This window comes from Amygdalobacter nucleatus (assembly GCF_029167365.1).
In the GTDB taxonomy this organism is placed as follows: domain Bacteria; phylum Bacillota; class Clostridia; order Saccharofermentanales; family Fastidiosipilaceae; genus Amygdalobacter; species Amygdalobacter nucleatus.
On sequence record NZ_JARFNM010000001.1, the window covers coordinates 1,083,178 to 1,107,907 of the forward strand.

Below are 24,730 nucleotides of genomic sequence, written 5' to 3' on the forward strand. Positions count from 1 at the left end.
TATTTTGCTGGAATAGCTCAGTCGGTAGAGCAACTGATTCGTAATCAGTAGGTCGTCAGTTCGATTCTGATTTCCAGCTCTTTTTATACCCAAAAATTTCAATATAAAGTAATGACTAAGTCTACACTGATATTTCATCTAGCTGACTTAGCCATCACACTTCTTCTACTCTTTTCAAAAGCTACTGAATCTAATCAGTTTTAGCTTCGCCTTTGTATTTCAAAATTAAGACTGACAACGGTGGCAAAGTCAACTCAGTACTAGCATATGGGGCTGTCAATTCTTGTAGTTCAGACATTGCTAAGTCAGGTAAATTGTAATACTTTAGCTCTGGATAATGCAAATTCTTCACTTCATCCAAGCTCATAGGTAGCAACCTGCCGTAGTTAGCTTGCTCGTGCAAAAGCTCAAGATATTCTTCCTTTAACGTAGCTAACGACTTTTGCATCTTAGCATGCTCTTTGGAGAATTTAGCCAATTTCTTGTCAAATTCTTTCTTAGTCTGGGCATAATCCTTAGCAGCAATATCTTCAGTCAAAGTTGATGTTTGTAAACTCTTAAAATCATCTAAGTTCTGAGAACCGAACCATTCAGAATCGTCTGAATTTAGGATAACGTCATATTGACCATAATATGGCAATTCAAGCTTGTAATGCTCCAATACAGCAGGTGTGTTATTGAAAATAAACACAAGCGTATCTTCTTTCTTATTAGCAAAACGAGCATATGCATAGACAGAATTCTTCGCATCGTTGACCTGTAACCACTTGAAGCCTGACCAGTCATGCTCCTTGGTCCATAAAGCAGGTTCATTGAGATAAATATGGTTCAAGCAACGAATGTAATTATGTAATTTAGCATGATGCTCATATTGCAACAAATGCCAATCCAATTGCTCATTAAAGTTCCATTCGGCAAATTGACCTAGCTCATACCCCATGAAGTTCAATTTAGCGCCTGGATGACCAATCTGCCATGCATACAAGGAACGTACACTTGCCATCTGTCGCCACAAGTCACCTTGCTGACGACCCAAAATAGATTTCTTGCCATGGACAACTTCATCATGTGAAAATGGCAAGACAAAATTCTCACTAAATGCGTAGGTAAGCGAGAATGTCAACATATGGTAGTGATAGACACGATAGAGATAATCAAGACTGTAATAGTCTAAAGTATCGTGCATCCAACCCATATTCCACTTATGTGTAAAGCCTAATCCGCCTTCTTGAGCACTCTTAGTAATACCAGGATAAGCTGTTGATTCCTCAGCGATCAACAAACAATATGGATAACGATCACGCAAAATGGAATTAACGCGCCTTAAGAATTCAATAGCTTCAAGGTTCTCGTTGCCGCCATAAATATTACGGACACTACCATTTGGCTTATCAAAGTCTAGGTATAACATAGCTGAAACAGCATCAACTCTGATACCATCGCCATGGAACTCTTTGATCCAGAAATTAGCTGAAGAAATCAGGAAGCTATGGACTTCACGTTTAGCGAAATCAAAGATGTATGTACCCCAACTTGGCTGTTCACCTTTAAGCGCATCAGCATATTCAAATTGCGGTGTACCATCAAAGCGCGCTAAGCCTACTTCATTCTTAGGGAAATGTGCTGGCACCCAGTCAAAGATAACTTTAATGCCCTTTTGGTGCAGGCAATCAACCAAATACTTCAAGTCATTCGGTGTACCGTAACGAGATGTAGCAGCAAAATAGCCAGTTACTTGATAGCCCCAAGAAGCATCCAATGGATATTCCGTAACAGGCATGAACTCAACTGCATTGTAGCCCATCTCTTGCACATACTCAGGTAAACGCTGTGCTAAATCACGATAGCTATAAAAATTGCCATCCCAGTGCTTCATCCAACTACCGATATTAAGTTCATAAATGTTCAAAGGTTGAGCGGCCAAAGCGTCCTTACGATTCTTACAAAAATCAGCGTCATTCCACTGATAATCATCTTCACCAGATAAAATCGTAGCCGTGCCAGGTCTCTCTTCAAAATGGAATCCAAATGGGTCACTCTTGTCAACCCAATTGCCATTCTGTTGTTGCACACAATATTTATATCGTGTCCAAGGAGCTAGATTAGGAATAAACAAAGAGAAAATCCCAGTTGCCCAATCTTTGTGCATGAAATATTCAAATTTGTTCCAACCATTAAACGAGCCAAAAACTGTAACTTGTTGTGCATTAGGTGCCCACACGCGAAAATTATAACCATCCTGGTCATTCTCACGGCTCTTATGTGCACCTAGGAAATTGTAACTTTCAAAGTTTTCCCCAATATTAAACAAATAAGCTTGATCCATAAGCTTCTCACCACCCAAGCAGGAATTTAATACAATTATAGCAGATTGACTATAAAAACAAACAGCCTACGCAAGCGCAGGCTGTTAAATTGAGTAATAAAAAATTAATATTTTTAATGGATATTTTCCTTAAAGCCTTTACCCAAAATCTCATTGGTTGATGTCAACAAAATGAATGCATGCTCATCGAGTTTACGAATCTGCCGCATCATCGACCCAGCTTGATAAGGACTTACAGCACAAATAAATACTGACTGCTCCTGGCCAGTAAAGTAGCCTTCAGCTTTCATACGCGTAGCACCACGATGCATAACTAACGTAATATAGTCGCCGATAATACCTGGTTTAGTAGTCACGATGATGAAGTATTTGGACAAGGTCAACTGATTCATAACTGTATCGATAACTGAGCCCCGTGCCAACATACCCAAAATTGACAAGAGAACTGTCTGAATATCAAAGACTAAGAATGAGCTAAAAGTGATGAAGAAGTCAGAATAAACTAAGGCACTACCAATATTAATGCTGCTGTAGCGTTTCAAAAGCATAGCTAAAACGTCAGTGCCACCAGACGAGCCATTAGCATAAAACAACAGTGAGCCACCAATTGAAGGTAAAAGCACTGCAAAGCTTAATTCCAATAACGGTTGGTTAGTCAGTGGATGTTGCAAATAAAAATACTTCTTGTAGATAACAATAAGTATATTCATAAGCAAAGTTGAATAAGTTGTGCGGAAGCCAAAGCTGCGGCCAAGGAAAATATAACCGATAGCTAAGAAGAGCAAATTCAACACAATTGTCGTCGCCTCAGCTGAAATACTAGGCACTAATTTGGCAAACACAACTGAAAAACCAGTCACACCGCCCATAGCAAAATTGTTCGGGAACTTAAAGAAACAAACGCCAATGGTCATAATCAAAGTGCCGAGATTGATTAAGGCATAATCTTTGATTAACTCTTTACGCTTTTTAGCTTTATCAGGTTCGTTAATTTTCACGCCCTGACCACGTAAGTAATTTAAGAAACTATTGAACGATAATTTATGCCCAGCTTTTTCGCCATCTTTAGCGTACTTCGAGCGTAAACTGCTGTAAGCTGGTTTTTTCTCGTTTAGGTTCTCTTTGATCTTAGCAACGACTTGATCAGCATCGCTCGCACATAAGCGACAATCACGATTGAAATTATCCACTTTGTTCTCCTTCGACAAGTAAAAAATCTGTTGCCAAAATTGTCAACAGATTTTAAACACAGCAAAACAAATATTAGTTATTTTTGCCGTTCCTTCTCCATGGCTTGTAATTTCACTTCATACTCAGCCATCTCACGATCATTAGCAAACACTAAATGATTCTCTCTAATATGCCGTAACTTAGGTTTCTCACCAGAAAAGTCACGTCCCTCTTCATCATACACAACAAGCTCTTTGGACTTCTCAATTCTTGGATCAGGCATTGGCACAGATTGCAAAAGTGAACGTGTGTATGGATGTAAAGGATATGCAAACAATTCTTCAGTTGGTGCAATCTCAACAATTCTGCCCTTGAAAATAACCGCAATCCGATCACTGAAGTAACGCACAACTGATAAGTCATGGGCGATAAAGAGATAGGTCAAGCCTTTCTCGCGCTTGAACTTGTTCATAAAGTTCAAAATCTGAGCACGAATTGAAACGTCCAAGGCTGAAATTGGCTCATCGGCAATGATGAAATCAGGTTCCATAACCATCGCACGGGCAATACCAACACGCTGTCTTTGACCACCTGAAAATTCATGTGGATAACGTGACTTATGTTCAGGTAACAAGCCAACAGTTTTAAGTGCTTCATCAACCTTACGGCTACGCTCCTCCTTGTCTTTGTAAAGCTTGAAGTTATCCAAGCCCTCAGCAACACAGTAGTCGATTGTCGCACGCTCATTCAATGAAGCTGCTGGATCTTGATAAATCATCTGAATTTCACGCACAAGTCTATGTCTATCTTGCTTTGACAACTTACCATTGATTTTTTGACCCTTGTAGATAATATCGCCATCTGAAGTTTCATTTAGACCAATGATTGCTCGGCCAATTGTCGTCTTACCAGAGCCTGACTCACCAACCAAGGAAAACGTCTCGCCACGGTAAATTTGGAAATTACAGTCTTTAACAGCTCTAAATCTTTTTTTATTGTTAGTGAAAGTAACTTCAAGATGTTTAACATCTAATAATACTTCTCTCTCGCCATTAGTCTCGCTCACTGTAAACGCCTCCTTTTGATGTCAGATTCACCATTTTCTCATGTAAATTACGAATTAATTCTGGCTTTTCCACCTTTGGTGCTCGCTCATCTAGGAGCCAAGTCTTAGCAAAGTGCGTTTCTGAGACTTGGAACATAGGTGGTTCCTCTTCAAAGTCAATCTCCATCGCATAATTACTACGTGGGGCAAATGCATCACCTTTAATCTTGTTGAACAATGAAGGAGGTGTACCTTTGATAGCAAAGAGTTCATCTTCCTTTTCGCCTAACTGTGGCAATGAAGATAAGAGGCCCCATGTATATGGATGACGTGAATCATAGAAGACTTCCTCAACCGTACCATATTCAACCAACTGACCAGCATACATAACAGCAACTGTATCAGCAACGTTAGCAACAACACCCAAGTCATGTGTAATGTAAATAGTTGTGAACTTGTATTCCTCTGCCAAATCCTTAATCAAAGCGATAATCTGAGCTTGAATTGTAACATCCAAAGCAGTTGTTGGTTCATCACAAATCAAAATACGTGGACGGCAAGCTAGTGCAATTGCAATAACAATTCTCTGACGCATACCACCAGAATACATGAACGGATATTCATCATAACGCTTCTCAGCATTCTTGATACCAACACGCTGCATCAACTCAATTGCCAACTTTTTAGCTTCAGCTGGAGTCTTGTTCTGATGCTTAATGATAACTTCTGAAATTTGGTAGCCAATAGTTCTAACTGGGTTCAATGATGTCATTGGATCTTGGAAAATCGTGGCAATTTTCTTACCTCTAATTTTCTCCCATTCAGCATCCTTCTTTAGCTTAGCAATGTCCTCACCCTCAAAGATGATTGAACCTTTGGAAATCATACCGTTGATGTCAAGCATACCGGTGAATGTTTTGGTGAAAACGGACTTACCGGAACCAGATTCACCAACGATAGCTACGACTTTACCTTCTTCAAAATCAAAGGAGATATTACGGATAGCTGTCAATACGCGGTCACGAACTCTGAATTTAACTTCCAAATCTTTAACTGACAAAATAATATTTTTTTCGCTCATAGCCTACTCCTTACACCATGTGGTTACGTGGATCACTGGCGTCAGCCAATGTCTGACCAACTATGTACAGAGAAACTGAAATCAAAGCTGTCAAACAAACTGGGATCAAGAACAAATATGGTGCAGATTGCATGTACAGTGAATGTTCTTGCACAATACGGCCTAATGAAGCCTCAGCTTGGGTAAGACCAACACCGATAAAGCTCAAGAAAACTTCATATGAGATGAAGGAAGGTATATCACGGGAAAGAGATGTTACCAATACAGAGACCAGATAAGGCAAGATGTTATGCATAACAATCTTTGTCGTGGAAGAACCTAATGTTCTTGATGCTAAGTTGTACTCACGGTCACGAATTATCATAACCTGCACACGAATGAAGTAAGCAACACCAATCCAAGATGTAACAGACAAGGCAAATATTAACTGTGGAATACCAGCACCAGCTACGAATGCGATAACCATGACGATCAAGGTAAATGGCACGTTTGAAATAACGTTGTAAACCTGAATCATCACTTTATCAACTCGCTTGGAGAAGCCCCAGAACATACCAACGATAACACCGATAACGTTCGTAATAATCGTTGCACTAAAAGCGATGAACAAGCTCGTTCTAGCACCGGCCCAAAGCATAGCGAAACAATCACGGCCGACATCATCTGTACCAAACAAATATTTGGAATTAGGTGTAATGAAGTGCATGCTACGGTCATTAATGTAACGTTGATCCAAATGATCATAGTGTGAAATCATTGGATGAATGATTGACGTCAAGATAATCGCAATAACAATAAGCGACATGAAAATAGCTAACTTGGAAGAAAAGAACTTACGGAAAACACTCTTCCAATAAGAATATTCCGGAGCAGCAATCTTTTCAGAAATCGAATCATCGACTTTGACAAATTTAAATTTATTCTCTAAATTCTTTTGCTCAGTCATGGCTTATTCTCCTTTCTTCGTATCAAGCGAAATTCTTGGGTCAACAATGGTCATCAAAACATCACCAAGCATAACAGAGAAAATTGACAACGAAGTAAATATAAATGTCAAGGTAATGATCATATTGTTATTAGCGGCTGTAATAGCATCTGGTAACATCTTACCCATGCCAGGAATTGAGAAAACGCTCTCAGTGATAACAGCACCAGAAATAGCTAAGATAACTGAACTTGGCAAGCCATTGACGAATGGAATAATCGCATTCTTCAAAATATGGTTACGGAAAATCTCCTTCTTTGACAAGCCCTTAGATTTAGCAAATTTGACATAATCAGAATTAGACTGATCGATCATATAACGTCTCAACCACATCATGATACCTGGCGTCATCATCAAAGCCAAAATGACAATAGGCATGATATAAGATTTTATGTTACCAAAACCAAGTTGTGGGAACAAATCAGGTAATCCTAACTTGTGGCCAAAAAATTTCATCAAGAAAATAAAGGCCAAGGACGGAATTGCAATCAGTAGGTTGATATAAACAATACCAATCTTATCCTGTAACTTGCCTTTGTTGCGCGCCATGGAAATACCAGCAGGAATAGCAATCAAGTAAGCCAAAATCAGTGCCAAAACACCAAAAATGTATGATGTTTCAATCATAGATGGTGAATCGTAGGCCAATCTGCAATCTGCATAGTTATCACTAAACTTAGCCTTGTCAAGCTCATCTAGAGTGTATTTGTAACGGCATGTATCTTGCAAAATTGGGCTGCTCATCTCCTTGCCTGAAGGCAAAACTTGCTTGAATGGCTTGTTCTTGCCTTGACGTGTACTGATAACTTCTAATGTATCAATACCAGAGAAGCTTGGATATGACTTACCAAAATTTAAACGAATAATATTTTGATGAATAAATGGGAATTGCTTGTTGAAGTATAACTGATACTTGTATTCACAACCAGAACAAATTAAACCCCAGTTGCCAGCATTACCACCCAAACTATAAGAACGTTTCAAGTCCTTGTTATTTGGATCATTAACTTTATATATGTTGTCAACTACGATTAATTTACTTAAGTAACGCAAAATAAGTTCATAGGCGCGATATTCGCGGTATGCTACGACTTGTCCTTGCATAGAATCAGCATAGTCAAGTTCATGAATTGTATAACCTTCCTTTGCAAATTCTGCAATTACACGTTTAGACTCTTCACTACCAGCTTTTTTACATTCTTCGAAGTTCTTCGATTTAATCGAACACATCTCAGCTTGTGTATACATAGTCTGATAACCTAGTTCTTTTAAGACATTCATCTTATAAAGATACAATTGGTTACCTGTCAACTTAGTAATAACCGTATCTTTAGCAAAGATGTTAGATCTAGGTATCAAGGTATAAACCATGGTAACAACAATTGCTACAACCACAAAAACTGCAACAATGGATTTGAGCAATCTTGTTAAAATATACTTCTTCATAAATGCTCCCTTTGATATAAAAGCAAGGGGCGAGTCATATGACACAACCCCTAGCTTCGTGCTGAATACTAATGATACTACTTATTTGGCAGCTTCGCTACGCTCTTTAGACCATTCTTCAAATGCTTTCATATGTTCTTCAGCTGTAACTGGAGATTGTTGGAGCTTAGCACCCTTCCAGCTAACGTTAGAAATACCATATGGAGAGAATACTCGTTGATAAGGTACATATTTAGATACAACCAAACCACGAGTCTGTTGTGAGTTAGGTAAGTAGAATACCTTATCGATCAAGAATGCATCAGCCTTAGCATACGCCTCATAACGAGCATCTTTATCAGCTACGATCTTATCAGCCTCTTCAATCAACTTAGTATACTCAAGCATACCAACTTGCTTCTTGATTTCCATGTCCTTATCTCCCTCACCAAGGCCCATGTTCTTCAAGTAATTGCCTGTCTTAGCACTGTATGTATCGCAGAATGACTTAGGATCAGCATAGTCAGGACCCCAACCGGAGAATGTAGAAATATCATAATCTGCTTCCTCTGGTGTACCCAATTGGAATGCAACGTTGGACAAGGTATCTCTATCCATTAACACAGGTTCAACAATGATCTGACCATCAGTGTTTTCCTTAACAGATTGAGCAATTGAGTTAGCCTTATTGACTAAGTCCTTACGTGTATCAGCTACTGGAATATCCAAGTGGATTGGGAAGACAATACCGTCTTTCTTAGCAGCTTCAATATACTTCAAAGCCTCTTCCTTGCTCAACCATGGATACTGACCATCAGCCAAATTAACGTGCTTACCAGTTAATTTTTCGTATGCTTGTTCAACCAACTCGAAGTATGTACCGTTCTTACTTGTACCTGCTTCTGGGAAGTTGTTGATGTTACGGATCTGAGCCTTAGCAACAACCTCAGGTGCGTTACTACCTAACCATGCGACTGCATCAAATGCTGCACGGTAAGCTTTACGGAAGTTCTCATTCAAAACAGCCTTACGTGTGTTCTCACGCAATGTCTTGTCTTGAGCATAGTTAGTATGTTCGAACTTCTTACGGTTCATGTTAAAGATTGTACCAAAGCAACTAGCGTTAGGATCTGACAAGTAAGCGTACTTCTTATACTTCTCTAGATAAACATCATAGTCTTTCCAAGAAGCTATCAAATTAGCTTGCGGATAGATACCAGACTCAAAACCTCTGACACCTTCATATTGGTCAGAACCATCAGTATAAACATATTTAATAGTCTTTAATGAAACGTTGTCCTTATCCCAATAGTTTTCATTCTTTACAAGTTCAATTTCTGACTTAGCCTGATGTTTAGATAAAAGATATGGTCCACAGTACAAAATTGAATCAACAGCGGATGTACCGAAGTCGCACTTCTTAGGATCTGGGCTACCCAACTTACAACCTTCACCCTTTGACTCCAAGAATTCTTTTTGAATAGGAGCAAAAATTAAATATGATGTCATTGTGTCGAAGTATGGAGTTGGCTTCTCTAATTCATAAACAACTGTATGCTCATCTGCTGTCTTAATACCAACCTTTGCCCAATCTTCGTCTGTTAATTTGCTGTTGCAATACTCTTCATAGCCCTTAATTAAGCCTTTGAGTAACCAGCTCATGTTAGACTTGAAATCAGCACTGTGACGTAAGCTTGTGACAAAGTCAGCTGATGTTAATTCCTTAGGATACTCTTCACCTGTATTTGTGTACCACTTAACACCTTCACGAAGTTTAAATGTCCAAACGGTCTTATCATCATTGGATGACCATTCCTTAGCTAAAGATGGAACCAATTTACCAATTCGATCGTTCTCCAATAAGGTATTGATACAGTTACCTGCAAATGTTGCATCTGAGTTCTTGTCACTTACCACATAGTCAAGCTTCTGCAATTCAAAGTCTTGAGAAACGACCAATGAATCTGTCTTGAAGTTGCTGTTTGTAGCTCCCTTATCGCCACTGCCTGTTGAGCAAGCTGTCAAAGTCAATGTGACGACCATGAGTGATGCTAATAGTTTCTTCATAGTTACCTCCTTATTTCGTTTCAAAATAATTGTAGAAATTTTAATAAATTCAAAACTTTCTTGCAAGCATTAAACGAATTTTCAAAGATAAATTAGACAAAAGTTACTAAACGGTGTAACAAAATAGCTAATAGCTTAGGCAAATTGTTGAGATCAGCATATATTGATGTGCGCTTGCCTTAACAAATAAAGCCTGTTGGCACTACTTTGTTTCGGCTGTTTTTGAGCTAGCTGGCTCATTTTTAGTAGCTTCCGTCTTGGTGGATTCAGTTTTAGCAGTTTTAGTTTCAGAAGTTTTTTCGACTAAAGTAATTGTTTTTAATTGCTCCGTCAATTCTTCTGTATTGTAACTACCATGCTTTTTGACATAGTCATAGTCCAAAGGAATGTTGTTGACCTCACCTTTACCACAATAAAGCAAACTTGGAACATACTCTAACTTGTTATCGTCAAAGAATTTATCCATCTCATCATTTGTCTTAATAACATTTAAATAGTAAAATTTTAGATTTAGTTTATCTTTCATGTTCAAAAGTTCGGGCACCAATTTGACACAATAAGGGCAATTTTCACGGCCAACATAGACTAAAATCTGCTCTTCACCCTTAATTTTTGTTTTTAGGCTGTTTAAATCAAGTGCTTCAAATTGCTTCACTTGTTCCCGATAATTCGCCACCTCTGGCTCCACTTTTTGACATGCGACCAATAAGCTAGCTGTTAAAATAACTGAACTAATCAAACTTAATACTCTGCGCATACTTTTTCCTCCAAAAAAACATTTAAGTTTATATTTTAGCCACACAAAGCATTTTTGACTAGTAGTTATAAATTATGTAGTTATAAATTAATTTCAGCATCTGAACAAATCATCTCACAAGCAGCTGGCTTTTTTGGTAAGCCTGGCATAGTTAGAACCTTGCCACAATGTGCCACGATGAAATTAGCGCCCCGATAGGCAGAAAAGCTCGTCACATGTAAAGTAAAATCAGTCGGTGCATTTAGCAAATTCGCCTGATCAGTAAATGAACTTGGCGTCTTGGCAATACATAGAGACATGGACTCCCAGCCTTGTTGCCTGATAAGTGCCAAATCAGCTTCAGCTTCTTCACTCAAGCTAACATCTTTTGCACCATAAATCTGTTTAGCAATGCAAGTTAGTTTGGTCATAAGATCAGCATTTTCAGAAAATAATTGTTTCGCATTAGCTACGTTAGCTTCGCTTACAATTTTCTGAATAACCTTATGCGCTAGGTCATCTGCTCCTTCACTATCTTGACTAAAAACATCAGCGACTGCCAATGTCAGTCCCTGCTCATTTAACTTAGCTTTTAAAAAGTTAATCTCTGTCTCTGTATCATTCGCAAACTTATTTAAGCAAACAACAAATGGAACTTGAAAATTCTGAATAATTTGCATATGTCTTTTTAAATTAGCTAAACCAGTTTCAAGCGCGTATAAATTTTCTTTAGTTGTATCTTTTAATGCTAAGCCTGCTTGATATTTCAAAGCACGTAAACTAGTTACTAAAACAACACAATCAACTTTCAGCTGTCTAGGACCAGCTAACAAGTCAAAATACTTCTCCAAGCCCAAATCGGCGCCAAAACCAGCTTCTGTTACGACATAATCAGCCAAAGAACAGGCTAATTTAGTAGAAACAAAAGAATTGGTGCCATTAGCAATATTGGCAAAGGCCCCACCATGGACAATGGCAGGATTATGCTTTGCTGTCTGCACAAGATTAGGATTAAAAGCATCTTTCAAAATCAAAAGCAAGGCATCTGTAATCTTTAGGCTACGTAAATATACAGGTTCAGAATTAAAATTAAAGGCCAATAAAATGTTATCCAAGCGCTGCCGTAAATCCTTAAAATCACTAGCTAAGCCAAAAATCGCCATCAATTCACTAGCTGCAGTGATATTAAACTGGCCACTGACATTATATGTCTGCTGATTTTCAACTGATTTAGGTTGCTTAATTAGATAATTGAAATTTCTTAAAGAGCGTTCGTTCAGATCAAGGGCGCGTTTAAACACGATCTTAGCTGGATCAATCTGTAATTCATTACCCCAATAAATGTGATTGTCCAAACAAGCTGCAATCAAATTGTTCGCCTGAGTAATTGCGGCAAAATCGCCAGTGAAATGCAAATTAATTTCATCCTCTGGCACAATTTTGGCTTGACCGCCACCGCAAGCTCCACCTTTCAGACCAAAAGTTGGCCCCATTGATGGTTCCCGTAAAGCGGCACAAACAGACTTACCTAACTTAGCCATGGCATCGGCTAAGCCAATAGCCATTGTAGTTTTGCCCTCACCTAACGGGGTTGGGGAAGTAGCTGTGACTAAAATCAACTTGCCTTTAGGATTTTTACGCATAAGAGAAAGTGGCAATTTAGCTTTGTATGGTCCATAAGCATATACGTTTTCACTCGTTAAACCCAATTTAGCTGCAACCTTTGTAATTGGTTCTAATTTGCAATCTGACATCTGACACCTCCTATAAGTTCAAGTGATTAATTATTGTAAATGTAAATTTTCGCTATCAAGATAAATGGTAAAAGGTCCGTCATTCTGTAAGCTAACCAACATATCTGCGCCGAACTCACCATGGCCGACATTCTTAACATCAGCTTGGGCTAACTCAAGCATTTTAAGATAAATCTGTTTTGCATGATCTGGTTTACCTGCTTCAACAAAGCTGGGGCGATTGCCTTTTTGGCAATTAGCATACATGGTAAATTGTGAAACGATTAAAACGCTGCCACCAATATCACTCAAGCTTAAATTCGTCTTATGATTTTCATCCTCGAAAATACGCAAATTTTTAATCTTTTGCCAAAATTTAGCCGTCAGCTCTTCAGTATCCTGATCACAGACGCCGAGAAAAATAAGTAAACCTTGCTGAATTTCAGAAATTTTTTCGCCGCCAATTTCTACTTTGGCTTGTTTAACTCTTTGAATTAATGCACGCATCTAAATTAACCTCTTATATTTCTAAGCAATAAGATTTTTTAACCAACTTGTATAATGGCCAATACCACCACTTAACATCAAAATTCCAACTATAATCATCAAACAAGCAGCAATTTTCTGGAAAGTCCGCCCATGGACTTTGAAAAAGTTGATACTACCTTGAAGATAATTGGCAGCTAAGCCAACTATTACAAACGGAATTGCTAAGCCTAAACTATACATAAGTAATAGTGCAGCACCCTGCCAAACTGTCTCGCTATTTGCTGCCAAAAGCAATGCATAGCTCAGATTAGGCGATATACAAGGTGAGCTTGTCAAGCTAAAAGCAATACCGATCAAACAAGCAGACCAAAAATGGACTTTTTCAGGCTCTTTTACGGCCTTTTCATATAACTTGTCGGCTAAGGCAGCATCTTTTTTCCAGCCAATAGCTACTAGCAAATGATCAAAACGTAATTTTAATTTACTTTGGGCAATTTTTTCGTAAGCAAAGTAATAAATGCCAAGCATAATCACCAAAATACCTGTAATCTGCGTAAACAAGCGCCGATTCAACATAATGATTCTAGCCAAGCTGCTAGCTGTCATACCTAAAGCAACAAAGACTAAGCTAAGGCCACAGACAAAGCCGAGCAAGTTAAATACTCTTGTCTTAAATTTTTGCTTTTCATTCGCCGCTAAATAAATCAAGTACACAGGCACCATCGGCAATACGCACGGTGAAACAAAGCTGATCAAGCCTTGGACAAAGAGCAAAAAATAAATACTCACTTAAGCCTCCGCTACTTGCTTTATGAAATTACGTAGTTGCTCTTCAGTTGCACCAAAGAAATATTGTGTACTTTTATCACCAACTACTAATTTGGTCAGATTGCCTTCTTGGTTCAAGACTAAATTGAATGGGAAACCAGGAATACCTAATTCACTAGCATCATCTTGGCTTATAAAAGCGATAGGCAAATCAATTGCATTTTCTTTGAGGTAATTTGTCGCCATCTCAACTGTTGAATTTGAGTTTGTAACATTAACCAGCAAAATTTGGAATTTATCATTTTGCTTGTAGTCAGCAGCAATCTTATTTAGGCTAGCTAACTCATCTTTACAATATTGACACCAAGTTGTCCAGAACGTAACAAGTACAGATTTGCCGCTCAATGTACCTTTGTCAAATTCAGCTCCCTTAGCATCTTTAAGCTTTAAGGCATCGATTAATTTAATTCTAGCCTTACTTGCCTCAGTTCCTGTTTCACTAGCTACGGACTCATTGGTTTCTGTTTGCGCCTTGTCTGTGCTAGAGGCCAAAGTTTGAATATCTTTAGATTTTGCACTGCAAGCGCTTGTCAATAGCAACGCTGCCGTAAGAATATATGTTAAACTTCTTTTGCTAAATTTATGCATATTAAACTTCCTTTTCTGAGTTCTATATAATTTCCTCTACATTATGCTTCAGCTTTTGCTAGTCTTTTTAATAAAGTTCTGGCAAATAAGCGAGCATAGGCTTTTTGGCCTTTTTCGTTAGGATGGATACCATCCCATAATAAGGCCTGATTATTCTTAGCATAAGTGTGCCAATCAACAATTTCCAAATTAGTAAAATCTTTCGCTAAATCATACCAGATAGCATTATTAGCCGTTTCCCACTCTTTACCAACAAAAATTGTGTAAGCAAAGACAGGACGGTCACCTGCTATTTTCAGTAAGCTCTCAGCTTGTTGCTTATTGAAATAGCCATTTTGGCCAACTGCTAACAAGATGACATCTCCTAGACGCTGCTGATTTTTTAGTTGCTCTAAATCATTGATTGCTTTATCAATCTGCGCTGATTCCTTGGCTCGATAGTGGAAATTAGGCAATAGATAACTTAAGGCTCTAGAACAACCTAACAAAACTGAATCGCCGACAGCTGTCACTTTAATTTTGCCAAGCTTATCTAATTCAGCTTTGCTTAAATCGTCTTTGGTCATCTCAAGCATTGTCTGTAAATCATAAGGACCTTTGACCTGCTCCAATGCTAACTCCGTTTGCTCAGGCTGCGTAGAACTTACTTTTTCGCTAGCATTAACTGACTCTTTAGTTTCGGCATTAGCTTGCTTATCATTAGCAGCCTGCTCAGTTTCAGCTTGTAAAGCCGCTTGCTGAATCTGGGCTTTGTATTTGGCATTAGCTTGTTTAGAAACAGGTTTCGAATTAACTAAAGCTGGCACAATTGAAAGCGTAAAAACTAAAACAACAAATAAGTTAGCCAAGCTAGCTAAACTAATTTGCCCTAATTTAACTTCTTGCAATAAGTGCTTGAAATTCAGCTGTTTGACGAAGCGATAAGCTAATTCAGCCAAAATCAAGGTCAAAACAATATTGAGTAATAAGCTAGTTGTGCGATCCAAGCCCAAACTTGTGCTCTTCTCTCTAAGCATGATCATAACGGCATATTGCCAAAGATAATAAGCATAGGCACGTTTAGCAATGACTGAAAAAACTTTCAAGTCAAATAATTGATTGCAGAAAGTCTTAGGTACAACCACACAATGCACCAATAATGTACAGAGGACTGCGTGCAAAAGTAGGCCACCTCTATAGGTGAAATTGCTGTTAGCAGGTAAAAGCATCCAAATTGCTATAATCAAACAAAGTAAAGGCAAAGCAACTAAATCATAGAAATAGATGCGTTTAGAGTCTAACTCCTGATTAGAATTATGCATCGACTTGTCTAAAGATTTAGCCCGTGCGCTTGGTACAATAACTGCCAAAAGCGCACCCAAGCAATAAGCGTAAGCACGCGTCAAAGTTCCATAATAAACATTGGTCGGGTCAGTATTGGCCTTATATAAAAGCGCCATACTTAAGCTAGATACAATAATTAAAATGAGTAAAAGTAAGCTAAGCTCTTGTCTAAGCTTAGAACGTAACTTATTTTGCTTAGCTAAGAACTTAAATAAAGCTGGCCAAATAAGTGTAAATTGCCCCAAAATAGCGATATACCACAAGTGTTTGAAGGCAGAAGGACTAACAGCTTCTGCAAAATAAGAATCGCCTAAATATATTTGCCAAAAATTATTGCCAAATGCTAAGCTGCTCAGATAATTGGGCAACATATTCTGCATCAATTTGGGAATAAACAAAAAAGCTAGCAACAAAACAAACGTGCAGAGTGCAAACAATGGCGACCAAAGTTTCAAAAAGCGCCGCTTATACAAGTTAGCTAAATCGATCTGCTGCCAATTTGAAAGTAATTTGTTAGTAGTTAAGTAAGCAGAAATAATGAAAAACAGATCAACTGCTAGATAGCCGCCGACAAACACATCAGGCCGCAAATGGTAAGCGCACACAGCTAACAAGGCTAAAACTCGTAAAGCAGCTAAGCCCCCTATATACTGTTGGCTTAAATTCAGCTGCGTAACTGGTTTTTGGGGTGCAAGTTGCTGATCAGATAGCAACTTATGGTTCTGAACACGCTGTATATCTACCATGCTTTATCCTTACACAAATAAGACTATGTATAAAAGCAGCCTGAGCGAATAAGGCAATCACCTATAGCTCAAGCTGCCGTTAATCCTTACTATTATAGTCAACAAAAATTACTAATTTATTACCAACCCAAATAGCAAGCTTCTCCCCACACTGAAGTTAAATCTTTTCACCATGCGGATAACTTAACTTCTTAGGATCCAATAAGGCATCGAATTCAGCCCTACTTAATAGTTTATGCTTATCGACAACTTCCCATAACGTCAAGCCTTCGTCGTTCGCTTCATTAGCCAACTTAGCAGCTTGTTTGTACCCTAACTTAGGACTTAAAGCTGTCACATTCATCAAAGAATTCTGGAAATTAGCTAACATCTTAGCTTTATTTGCCTTGATGCCTTCCAAAAGATGTTCTTTAAAGCTATCAACAGCTTCTAACAACAAGCTTGCTGACTTTTCAAAATTATGAACGATAAGTGGCATAAAGACATTCAACTGGAACTGGCCCTGACTATTAGCAAAAGTGATTGCTTGGTTATTAGCCATAACTTGAATTGCCACCATAGTCAAAGCTTCAGCCTGTGTAGGATTGACTTTGCCAGGCATAATTGAACTACCTGGTTCATTAGCTGGAATTGTAATCTCACCATAACCCAAGCGTGGACCTGAGGCAAGGTAACGAATATCATTCGCCATTTTGAACAAGTTACCAGCTAAAACAGCTAACGCGCCATGGCAAGCAGCTACGGCTGATTTACCGCTTAAAGCTGCAAACAAATTGACGTTTTTACGGAAAGCAAAGCTAGCAATTTTGGTCAAATCAGCATGCGCTACACTCAATGTCTGATTAACTTCATCTAAAACAGCCTCACTGAAATTATCTGGTGTATTTAAGCCTGTACCACAAGCTGTACCACCCAAAGCCACATTGAGTAATTGTTCGGCATTTTGAGCTAAAATTGTCCTACCCTCGATAACTAAATGCTGCCAGCCACTTAATTCTTGCGCAAATGACATTGGAACAGCGTCTTGTAAGTGCGTACGAGCTGACTTGAATGTCTCCATATTTTCTAAAATAAGTGGATCGAACGCCTTAATTAAACGATCTAAGCCCTGCTCTAGCTCAAGCACTTTAATGTAAGCAAGAATATGCATTGCCGTTGGGAATGTATCGTTAGATGACTGTGAGCAATTCACATGGTCATTTGGATGGACACGCAAGCTAGCTCTATTAAGAGTTTCTGTCACTTGATCAGTGCCAACTATAGATAAGACAGCAGCTTCAAGCTGTTCAGTATTAAGATTTTCGCCCTTAGCTTTAGCGTCATTTTGGGCAGTCAAAATAACTGTAGCCAAATTAGCTAAAACTTCATTGGCATTCATATTGCTCTGTGTACCACTACCTGTCTGCCAAACATGCAAAGGAAACTCAGCTTTAAATTCAGCAAAATTATGGAGGATCAATTTGCCAGCAATTTGAATAGCCTTACCAATTTCAGCTGGGATAAAATGCCGTTCTTCATTCACCTTGGCAGCTGATAATTTCAACAAAACTAAAGCTTTCATCACACCTAAAGGCATGATTTCCGTGCCAATTTGGAAATTGTGTAAACTTCTTGCTGTCTGTGCAGCATACAAGCGATTGGCTGGTACTTTCACCTCGCCCAAACTATCTTGTTCAATGCGATACTGCATATATCTCCCTCATTTCAAGCAAAAAAGCGCCGCATAAAGCGACGCTTAAAATGTTAAATTTTACTTAATGCGATTAACGCCAGTCTTAATAGCAGCAGCCTTACAAGCATTAGCAACTGCATCTTTCACACGCTTATCAAAAGCTTCTGGCAAGATGTACTCTGGTCTTAATTCTTCGTCGCTAACTAAGTTAGCCAAAGCTAAAGCAGCTGCAATTTTCATCTCGACGTTAATCTCTATAGCTCGAACATCCAATGTACCACGGAAGATGCCTGGGAAAGCCAAAACGTTGTTGATTTGGTTTGGGAAATCGCTACGTCCAGTAGCAACTACCTTAGCACCAGCATGTAAAGCCTTGTCTGGCATAATCTCAGGAATTGGGTTAGCGCAAGCAAAGACGATAGCATCTTTGTTCATGCTCTTGACCATTTCTTCTGTTAAGCAATTAGGAGCTGAGACACCAACAAAGACATCAGCACCCTTGATAACATCCTCTAGCTTGCCTTCTTCATGCTGTAAGTTAGTAATCTTAGCCATTTCAGTCTTGATTGGATTGAGTTTCTCACGGCCCTCATAGATAGCACCTGTCCTATCGACCAAGATAACATTCTTGCAGCCATAGGAAAGCATAAGTTTCGTGATAGCAATGGCAGCTGCACCAGCGCCGTTCATAACAATCTTCAAGTCTCCTAAATTCTTGTGTACTAATTTGGCAGCATTGATCAAAGCAGCCAATGTAACAACAGCTGTACCGTGTTGGTCATCATGGAAAATAGGAATATCACAAACTTCTTTTAATTTCTGCTCGATATAGAAGCATTCTGGTGCCTTAATATCTTCTAGGTTGACACCACCGAAGCTACCTTGCAAGGATGCAATGATCTTGACAATCTCATCAATGTCTTTGCTATTTACGCAAAGTGGAATTGCATCAACATCACCAAATGCCTTAAATAAAGCGGCCTTACCTTCCATAACTGGCATACCTGCAACTGGGCCAATATCGCCCAAACCTAAAATAGCTGTACCGTTCGTAATAACAGCTACTGTGTTCCAACGGCGAGTATAGACGAAAGACAAATCAGGATCCTTCTCAATTTCAAGGCAAGGTGCAGCAACACCTGGAGTGTAAGCTAGAGCTAACGCTTCTGCAGAATCAAGTGGAGCACGTGTGGTAACCTCAATTTTACCAGCCCATTTTCTGTGCATCTCAAGTGCTTTTTGTTGATTATCCATAAAAAACTCTTCTCCTTTACAGGTTCTTTTCATCAATACGCTGATTATAACACTAACTAAGCGAAAACGAGATGCGTAAATGACCCATCTCGTTAGTGTTTGTAATTTCTTAACCAATGTTTAATGGCTTGCTTAAGAAGCTAATAAAAGACTGATTAAGTTATGATATTTAAAACCCAATCAAATTAGCTTGTTAGTTTATGCTATTAAGTTGTATTAAATCAGGGCTTTTAAGTTGCTTTGAATGAGCAAATTGCAAAAGCGTAAGCGCTCAGCTTTAACTTCTCTCATTTTGCCAAATACGGACATTTACTTTATAATTAGTGTTAGTTGCAGGTGTAGTTCAATGGTAGAACTTCAGCTTCCCAAGCTGACCACGGGGGTTCGATTCCCCTCACTTGCTTATAAGCTCCGTTAAGCGGAGCTCTTTTTAGTTAAAGAAAAGAAGAAAGACACCATGATTTATTTAGATAATGCCGCTTCGACCAAAATGTGCCAACCAGCTTTGGAAGCACTTGTGTATTGGGGCGAAAATTGCCTCAATCCTTCTGCTGCCTATAATGCCGCTAATCCTAGCCGTGATATTGTATTTCAGACACGGGAACTCATTGCCAAAGAGCTAAATTGTACCGATTCTGAAATTTACTTCACCTCAGGCGGTAGCGAAAGTGATAACTGGGCTTTTCATACAGCTACAGATGCTTTGAGCCAGTTTGGCAAACATATCATTGTCAGTGCTATCGAACATCCAGCTGTCATGGAATGTGCTAAATACTACGGCCGTAAGGGATTTGACATTGATTTTTTGCCTGTCGATAAAGATGGCATTGTCAAACTAGATGAGCTAAAGAAATTGCTGCGTGATGACACAATCTTAGTTTCAGTTATGACGGCTAATAACGAAGTGGGCAGTCTGCAACCAATTCAAGCCATTGGTGAATTATTGAAAGATAGGCTAACACTGTTCCATACAGATGCCGTCCAAGCTTTCATGCACGAAAAAATCAATGTCAAAGCTTGTCATGTCGACCTTCTCAGCCTCTCTGGCCACAAATTTAACGGTCCTAAGGGCATCGGCGCCATGTATATAAATGAAGATAAACGCGATAAATACAACTTACCTGCCTTAATTTTGGGAGGTAGCCAAGAACGTGAAAGACGCGCTGGCACAGTTGCTGTACCTCTAATTGCTGCTATGGGCGAAGCAATTAAATTCCATCAAGCTCATTACACTGAATTTAGGACTAAAATCACAGACTTGCAACAGTATTTCATGCAAGAATTAAAACGTAATTTCCCAAATTGCCAAATTAATGGTAGCTTGACACATCGCTTATGCAACAATGTCAATGTTTGCTTGCCTCATTTGGCTGGAGAGGAAGCTTTGATCATGTTAGACTTTGCCGAAATTTTGGCCTCACATGGTTCAGCCTGCGCCTCTGGCTCCTTAGACCCAAGCCCTGTTTTACTAGCTATGGGCAAAAGCGTAGAAGAAGCAAGTAGTTCTCTTCGCTTCACCCTCGGCTATGAAAACACCAAGACAGAAATTGCTGAAACAATCAAAGTATTACTGAATTTAGCCTGAATAAACTAATAAGGAATTAAATGAACGAACTTAACATGCTTAACTCACAATCTGAAGCAGCAGCTAACTTGCTCTGGCAAGCAGCTGAGTTTAACCCTTCCATCCAGAAAGTAGTTGTCGGCATGTCAGGTGGTATTGACTCTACAGCCGTTGCTTATATCTTGAAGCAAAATCATTATGATGTAATTGGCATCAGCATGAAGCTCTGGCAAGAAAAAGGCAAAGATGAACTCTCTAGTCATGGCGGTTGTTGCGATTTGGACGCACTTTCAGATGCTAGACGTGCTTGTATCCAAATGCAAGTGCCTTTTTACGTCATGAACTTCAAGCAAACTTTTGAAAAAGAAGTTGTCGATTATTTCGTAAGAGAATATCAAGCTGGTCGCACCCCTAACCCTTGCATCATCTGCAACCAAAAACTGAAATGGGAAGGGCTTTTACAGCGTAGCAAGATGATAGGCGCCCAAGCTATTGCAACTGGCCACTATGCCAGAATCAAGCAGCTGCCTAATGGTCGCTTAACTATTCAAAAAGCCCTCTATTTAGAGAAAGATCAGTCCTATGTCTTGTATAGCTTAAGCCAAGAGAATTTAGCTCGGACTTTGTTTCCTTTAGGCAATTACAAGAAAAAAGACGTCCGTGCCATGATGGCTGATGCTGGTTTCACTCGTATTTCACGCAAAAAAGATAGTGAAGATATTTGTTTCGTCACAGAAGGCACCCATGCCGACTTCATCGCCGGACGTAGTCACAAAAAGCCTAAAACTGGTAATTTTGTCGATAAGCAAGGCCATATCCTAGGCACGCACAAAGGCATCACCAACTATACAGTCGGCCAGCGCCGTGGCCTCAGCATCGCTTTGGGCTACCGTGCCTATGTCCTTGAATTACGGCCTTTCACTAATGAGGTTGTTTTGGGCACCTATGAAGAAAGTCTGAAATCTGTTTTTCGCACAGATTTGTGCAAATTCATGGCGGTTGAAAAATTGACCGATCCTATCACCTGTAATGTCAAAATTCGCTATAATCAAAAGCCTGTCGAAGCAAAAGTCATCCCTATGAACGATATTCAATGCGAAATTCGTTTAAGTCAAGCTGTATCAGGTATAGCCCCAGGCCAGTCAGCTGTCTTTTACATAGATGACTATATTTTAGGTGGCGGCATTATCACAGAAATTTTAGAATAAATCAATAGACTTTAAGATAAGTTAAAGCACTAAAAGCAGCTCAGTAAGGAGCTTACACCATAAGTTAGCATATAGATGAACAGTGTACCCAACGCATTACCTAAAACTATCAAAAGTAAAGATGGTAAATATTTGAGATGTAAAAGGCTTGCTACCAAAGATCCACTCCAAACGCCAGTGCCGGGAATTGGCAATGCGACAAAGGCAAACAAACCCAGATAACCGTAGCGGTCAATTAAATCACGTTTAGCATAAATCTTCTCTTCAAGTTTGTTAGCAAAATCAACTGTCTTAGGCCAAGTGCGTAATAATTTAAGGAAATAAGTAAAGCCGATTAAAATAAACGGCACTGGCAGCATCGAACCCCAATAAGCCCAAAAGGTACTCTCCCACACTCTAAGTCCAGCAATTGCACCCAAAGGAATAGAGCCTTTCACCTCGATAAATGGGCAACAGGCAATCACAAACACTGCTATATTTAACGGTACATAAGTCTTAATAAAGCTAAAAAATTGATTAAACATGTGTTCTATTATAGCCTATGCCAAACTATAACGGTATGTAATAAATTAATATTTACTAAATTTTCGTACACAACTTCGAATGAAACTTTGCATAAAAGCTAAAAAGCACTGTGAGCTAAATCCCACAGTGCTTCAAAATAATTGCGGAGGCAGGACTCGAACCTACGACCTCCGGGTTATGAGCCCGACAAGCTACCAACTGCTCTACTCCGCGATGTATGCTCATGACCGGACTCGAACCGGTATGGCTGTTAACCCACGGATTTTAAGTCCGTTACGTCTACCTATTTCGTCACATGAGCAAGTCATATACTATTGTCAATTGCAACCTGTATGGAGATAAGCGGGATCGAACCGCTGACCTCTTGAATGCCATTCAAGCGCTCTCCCATCTGAGCTATACCCCCGAATTGCATCACAAATTATAGCAAGTAGCTCAGGAATTGTCAAATTGCACCAAGCCATGTGACTTGTAAACTTAATTGATAAGTAAATTCTAACACGTTTACAGGGAAATTCAACTTTTAATTACAATATTGCTTAAAACATATACTTCGCTCAAACTTCTGAACTCATTAAAAATCTGCTTAAAATGAGCTAGCTAAATAAATATAAGCAACTTCCTAGCTTCCAGACATTCAATTACAAGTAAGACGCGCTCTTATCTGTTTTAATTTTTTGTCTTTAATCCCTTTGACACGCAAAAGATCCTCTAACTTTAAGAAATTACCCTGTTCCATTCGATAGTTTATGATGGTTTTGGCTAATTTAGGCCCAATTTTGGGCACTTTGGCAAGTTCTTCCTCACTACAACTATTAATATTCACTAAATATTCTGCCTGCTCATCATTCGCCAAAGAGGTTGTATTAAGATCTAACCTGGCTTTAGCGGTCAATGACTTAGTGTAGTTTGCTGGCAAAACATTAATTATGCCTGGTTTCACCAAACTAAAATCGTGGCTCTGTTCCAAACTTGCTAATTCTTTGAAACTTGGTATGCGATAAAGTTCCTTGTCCTTAAGTGGCATGGCCAAATTAAGATATTCAACGGCTGCTTCTTCCGTACACCCGCCAGCTTTGGCAATAAGTTCAGCCAAATTAGCATTAGCTGTTAGTTTATAAATTCCAGCTTGCTTAACTTCGCCTTTCAAATCCACCTGAATCATGGCTTGTTCATGTCTAGCTCTCATCGTCTGCTTATCTCTAAGATTAAGCGAACTATCTGGAACTAGTTTACTTTCACTTGGTGCAATTGCAAGTTCATTAATTTCACTTGGCAAAACAAGTTTAGGAACAATTTCCGCTTGCCTAGTACTTAAACGATATATCGCTAGTAGCAAAATGAGCAAAATAACTGTAATACCAATAAAAAAGTAACTTCGATGCTGTAAATAAAAGCGTTTCATATTTGCCTCCAACTTCCTATCTGCTATTTAGTCTAAAGCTAGATCACACGAATTTTTTCAGAATTTTCCAGCAAAAATTCGTAAATTCAAACTTAGAGCCAGATACCCAAAAGCCAATCCAATGAGGCATAAAAAGAGCCAATTAAGCGAGGCATAAAAAACAGCCAATTCTAAGAACTGACTGTCTCATCTAATACAAACAATGCAAATTAATTACTCAGCATGAACTTGACTAGGTCTTGTCTGCCAAAGCTTATCCAAATTGTAGAAGCTACGTTCTTCTTTATGGAAAATATGGACAATAACTGTATCGAAATCAAGTAAAATCCATCTTCTACTATCTAAGCCCTCTTTGGTTCTAGCAAAGATGCCTTGCTTAGCTAATTCTTCTTCAAGTAAGTTAGATAAGCCCTGAGCTTGTTGTTCTGAATTTGCCGAAGCTATTACAAAGTAATCGCAAAGACTGCTCTTATTCTGTAAGTCTAACAGATCAACATCCATTGCCTTGTAATCGCTCAAAGTTTGCTGAATCAATTTTGCTAAATCAGCTGCTGTCATTA

At 38.9% G+C, this 24,730-nt stretch carries 20 protein-coding genes and 5 tRNA genes; 4 read left to right on the forward strand and 21 right to left on the reverse strand.

The annotated features are described in order from the left end of the window. Positions 1-6: 6 nt before the first annotated feature. Positions 7-79 (forward strand) — tRNA-Thr (locus PYS62_RS04895). A 111-nt stretch (positions 80-190) separates the two neighbouring features. Here PYS62_RS04895 and glgB read toward each other — a convergent pair. From glgB to PYS62_RS04970, 15 genes are all read right to left on the reverse strand, one after another. Beyond that, positions 191-2,326, reverse strand: a complete 2,136-nt coding sequence (glgB, locus tag PYS62_RS04900; protein ID WP_066712424.1) for a 1,4-alpha-glucan branching protein GlgB — start codon at positions 2,324-2,326, stop codon at positions 191-193. A 113-nt stretch (positions 2,327-2,439) separates the two neighbouring features. Further along, positions 2,440-3,516 (reverse strand): YitT family protein, encoded by a 1,077-nt coding sequence (locus tag PYS62_RS04905; protein WP_066712427.1) that lies wholly within the window; start codon positions 3,514-3,516, stop codon positions 2,440-2,442. 77 nt (positions 3,517-3,593) lie between these two features. Continuing rightward, a complete protein-coding gene (locus PYS62_RS04910) occupies positions 3,594-4,562 on the reverse strand; it encodes an ATP-binding cassette domain-containing protein (RefSeq protein WP_066712430.1) in 969 nt (322 codons plus the stop codon). After that, positions 4,549-5,622: an ABC transporter ATP-binding protein gene (locus tag PYS62_RS04915; protein WP_066712433.1), complete on the reverse strand. Its 1,074-nt coding sequence runs from the start codon at positions 5,620-5,622 to the stop codon at positions 4,549-4,551. Before PYS62_RS04915 ends, PYS62_RS04910 begins: the two co-directional genes overlap by 14 nt. A gap of 10 nt (positions 5,623-5,632) precedes the next feature. Further along, positions 5,633-6,568: an oligopeptide ABC transporter permease OppC gene (oppC, locus tag PYS62_RS04920; protein ID WP_066712435.1), complete on the reverse strand. Its 936-nt coding sequence runs from the start codon at positions 6,566-6,568 to the stop codon at positions 5,633-5,635. Positions 6,569-6,571: 3 nt separating this feature from the next. Further along, on the reverse strand, positions 6,572-8,053 hold the full coding sequence (locus tag PYS62_RS04925) for an ABC transporter permease (RefSeq protein ID WP_066712438.1): 1,482 nt from the start codon (positions 8,051-8,053) through the stop codon (positions 6,572-6,574). A gap of 81 nt (positions 8,054-8,134) precedes the next feature. Continuing rightward, entirely contained in the window at positions 8,135-10,099 is a 1,965-nt protein-coding gene (locus PYS62_RS04930) for an ABC transporter substrate-binding protein (protein ID WP_066712440.1), read from the reverse strand. Between the two features lie 202 nt (positions 10,100-10,301). Beyond that, on the reverse strand, positions 10,302-10,856 hold the full coding sequence (locus tag PYS62_RS04935) for a thioredoxin family protein (protein ID WP_066712444.1): 555 nt from the start codon (positions 10,854-10,856) through the stop codon (positions 10,302-10,304). An 80-nt stretch (positions 10,857-10,936) separates the two neighbouring features. Beyond that, positions 10,937-12,589: a formate--tetrahydrofolate ligase gene (locus tag PYS62_RS04940; RefSeq protein WP_066712452.1), complete on the reverse strand. Its 1,653-nt coding sequence runs from the start codon at positions 12,587-12,589 to the stop codon at positions 10,937-10,939. Between the two features lie 30 nt (positions 12,590-12,619). Beyond that, positions 12,620-13,075 (reverse strand): D-aminoacyl-tRNA deacylase, encoded by a 456-nt coding sequence (gene dtd, locus PYS62_RS04945; RefSeq protein WP_066712455.1) that lies wholly within the window; start codon positions 13,073-13,075, stop codon positions 12,620-12,622. Positions 13,076-13,096: 21 nt separating this feature from the next. Continuing rightward, positions 13,097-13,846 carry a cytochrome c biogenesis CcdA family protein gene (locus tag PYS62_RS04950; protein WP_066712457.1) on the reverse strand — a complete coding sequence of 250 codons (750 nt, stop codon included), beginning with the start codon at positions 13,844-13,846 and terminating at the stop codon, positions 13,097-13,099. Next, positions 13,847-14,473, reverse strand: coding sequence for a TlpA family protein disulfide reductase (locus PYS62_RS04955; RefSeq protein WP_066712466.1), 627 nt, complete (start codon positions 14,471-14,473; stop codon positions 13,847-13,849). A 41-nt stretch (positions 14,474-14,514) separates the two neighbouring features. Then, a complete protein-coding gene (locus tag PYS62_RS04960; RefSeq protein ID WP_066712468.1) occupies positions 14,515-16,542 on the reverse strand; it encodes an acyltransferase family protein in 2,028 nt (675 codons plus the stop codon). 157 nt (positions 16,543-16,699) lie between these two features. Continuing rightward, the gene (locus PYS62_RS04965; RefSeq protein ID WP_066712470.1) at positions 16,700-18,232 is read right to left on the reverse strand and encodes a class II fumarate hydratase; all 1,533 of its coding nucleotides are present in this window, start codon (positions 18,230-18,232) and stop codon (positions 16,700-16,702) included. A gap of 60 nt (positions 18,233-18,292) precedes the next feature. Beyond that, complete coding sequence (locus PYS62_RS04970) at positions 18,293-19,468, reverse strand: NAD(P)-dependent malic enzyme (protein ID WP_066712472.1); 1,176 nt, start codon at positions 19,466-19,468, stop codon at positions 18,293-18,295. A 332-nt stretch (positions 19,469-19,800) separates the two neighbouring features. On the opposite strand from PYS62_RS04970, the gene PYS62_RS04975 reads away from it, so the two are divergent. The 3 genes from PYS62_RS04975 (at position 19,801) to mnmA (ending at position 22,240) form a co-directional block, all read left to right on the forward strand. Beyond that, positions 19,801-19,871, forward strand: a tRNA-Gly gene (locus PYS62_RS04975). Positions 19,872-19,925: 54 nt separating this feature from the next. Next, on the forward strand, positions 19,926-21,053 hold the full coding sequence (locus tag PYS62_RS04980) for a cysteine desulfurase family protein (RefSeq protein WP_066712476.1): 1,128 nt from the start codon (positions 19,926-19,928) through the stop codon (positions 21,051-21,053). A gap of 20 nt (positions 21,054-21,073) precedes the next feature. After that, positions 21,074-22,240: a tRNA 2-thiouridine(34) synthase MnmA gene (gene mnmA / locus PYS62_RS04985; protein ID WP_315574166.1), complete on the forward strand. Its 1,167-nt coding sequence runs from the start codon at positions 21,074-21,076 to the stop codon at positions 22,238-22,240. Between the two features lie 29 nt (positions 22,241-22,269). Here mnmA and PYS62_RS04990 read toward each other — a convergent pair whose 3' ends face one another. The 6 genes from PYS62_RS04990 to rsfS form a co-directional block, all read right to left on the reverse strand. After that, positions 22,270-22,764: a COG2426 family protein gene (locus PYS62_RS04990; protein WP_066712479.1), complete on the reverse strand. Its 495-nt coding sequence runs from the start codon at positions 22,762-22,764 to the stop codon at positions 22,270-22,272. Between the two features lie 141 nt (positions 22,765-22,905). Beyond that, positions 22,906-22,978: transfer RNA gene (locus tag PYS62_RS04995), tRNA-Met, on the reverse strand. 5 nt (positions 22,979-22,983) lie between these two features. Then, positions 22,984-23,066: transfer RNA gene (locus PYS62_RS05000), tRNA-Leu, on the reverse strand. Positions 23,067-23,098: 32 nt separating this feature from the next. Then, positions 23,099-23,171: transfer RNA gene (locus PYS62_RS05005), tRNA-Ala, on the reverse strand. 231 nt (positions 23,172-23,402) lie between these two features. Continuing rightward, positions 23,403-24,170, reverse strand: a complete 768-nt coding sequence (locus PYS62_RS05010) for a helix-hairpin-helix domain-containing protein (RefSeq protein ID WP_066712484.1) — start codon at positions 24,168-24,170, stop codon at positions 23,403-23,405. A 213-nt stretch (positions 24,171-24,383) separates the two neighbouring features. Beyond that, positions 24,384-24,728, reverse strand: coding sequence for a ribosome silencing factor (gene rsfS, locus PYS62_RS05015; protein ID WP_066712485.1), 345 nt, complete (start codon positions 24,726-24,728; stop codon positions 24,384-24,386). Positions 24,729-24,730: the final 2 nt, after the last annotated feature.

Excerpts from the sequence above, each read along its gene's own strand:
- glgB (WP_066712424.1), bottom strand. The coding sequence starts at position 2,326 with ATGGATCAAGCTTATTTGTTTAATATTGGGGAAAACTTTGAAAGTTAC.
- PYS62_RS04915 (WP_066712433.1), bottom strand. The coding sequence starts at position 5,622 with ATGAGCGAAAAAAATATTATTTTGTCAGTTAAAGATTTGGAAGTTAAA.
- oppC (WP_066712435.1), bottom strand. The coding sequence starts at position 6,568 with ATGACTGAGCAAAAGAATTTAGAGAATAAATTTAAATTTGTCAAAGTC.
- PYS62_RS04925 (WP_066712438.1), bottom strand. The coding sequence starts at position 8,053 with ATGAAGAAGTATATTTTAACAAGATTGCTCAAATCCATTGTTGCAGTT.
- PYS62_RS04930 (WP_066712440.1), bottom strand. The coding sequence starts at position 10,099 with ATGAAGAAACTATTAGCATCACTCATGGTCGTCACATTGACTTTGACA.
- PYS62_RS04935 (WP_066712444.1), bottom strand. The coding sequence starts at position 10,856 with ATGCGCAGAGTATTAAGTTTGATTAGTTCAGTTATTTTAACAGCTAGC.
- PYS62_RS04940 (WP_066712452.1), bottom strand. The coding sequence starts at position 12,589 with ATGTCAGATTGCAAATTAGAACCAATTACAAAGGTTGCAGCTAAATTG.
- dtd (WP_066712455.1), bottom strand. The coding sequence starts at position 13,075 with ATGCGTGCATTAATTCAAAGAGTTAAACAAGCCAAAGTAGAAATTGGC.
- PYS62_RS04955 (WP_066712466.1), bottom strand. The coding sequence starts at position 14,473 with ATGCATAAATTTAGCAAAAGAAGTTTAACATATATTCTTACGGCAGCG.
- PYS62_RS04960 (WP_066712468.1), bottom strand. The coding sequence starts at position 16,542 with ATGGTAGATATACAGCGTGTTCAGAACCATAAGTTGCTATCTGATCAG.
- PYS62_RS04965 (WP_066712470.1), bottom strand. The coding sequence starts at position 18,232 with ATGCAGTATCGCATTGAACAAGATAGTTTGGGCGAGGTGAAAGTACCA.
- PYS62_RS04970 (WP_066712472.1), bottom strand. The coding sequence starts at position 19,468 with ATGGATAATCAACAAAAAGCACTTGAGATGCACAGAAAATGGGCTGGT.
- PYS62_RS04980 (WP_066712476.1), top strand. The coding sequence starts at position 19,926 with ATGATTTATTTAGATAATGCCGCTTCGACCAAAATGTGCCAACCAGCT.
- mnmA (WP_315574166.1), top strand. The coding sequence starts at position 21,074 with ATGAACGAACTTAACATGCTTAACTCACAATCTGAAGCAGCAGCTAAC.
- PYS62_RS04990 (WP_066712479.1), bottom strand. The coding sequence starts at position 22,764 with ATGTTTAATCAATTTTTTAGCTTTATTAAGACTTATGTACCGTTAAAT.
- PYS62_RS05010 (WP_066712484.1), bottom strand. The coding sequence starts at position 24,170 with ATGAAACGCTTTTATTTACAGCATCGAAGTTACTTTTTTATTGGTATT.
- rsfS (WP_066712485.1), bottom strand. The coding sequence starts at position 24,728 with ATGACAGCAGCTGATTTAGCAAAATTGATTCAGCAAACTTTGAGCGAT.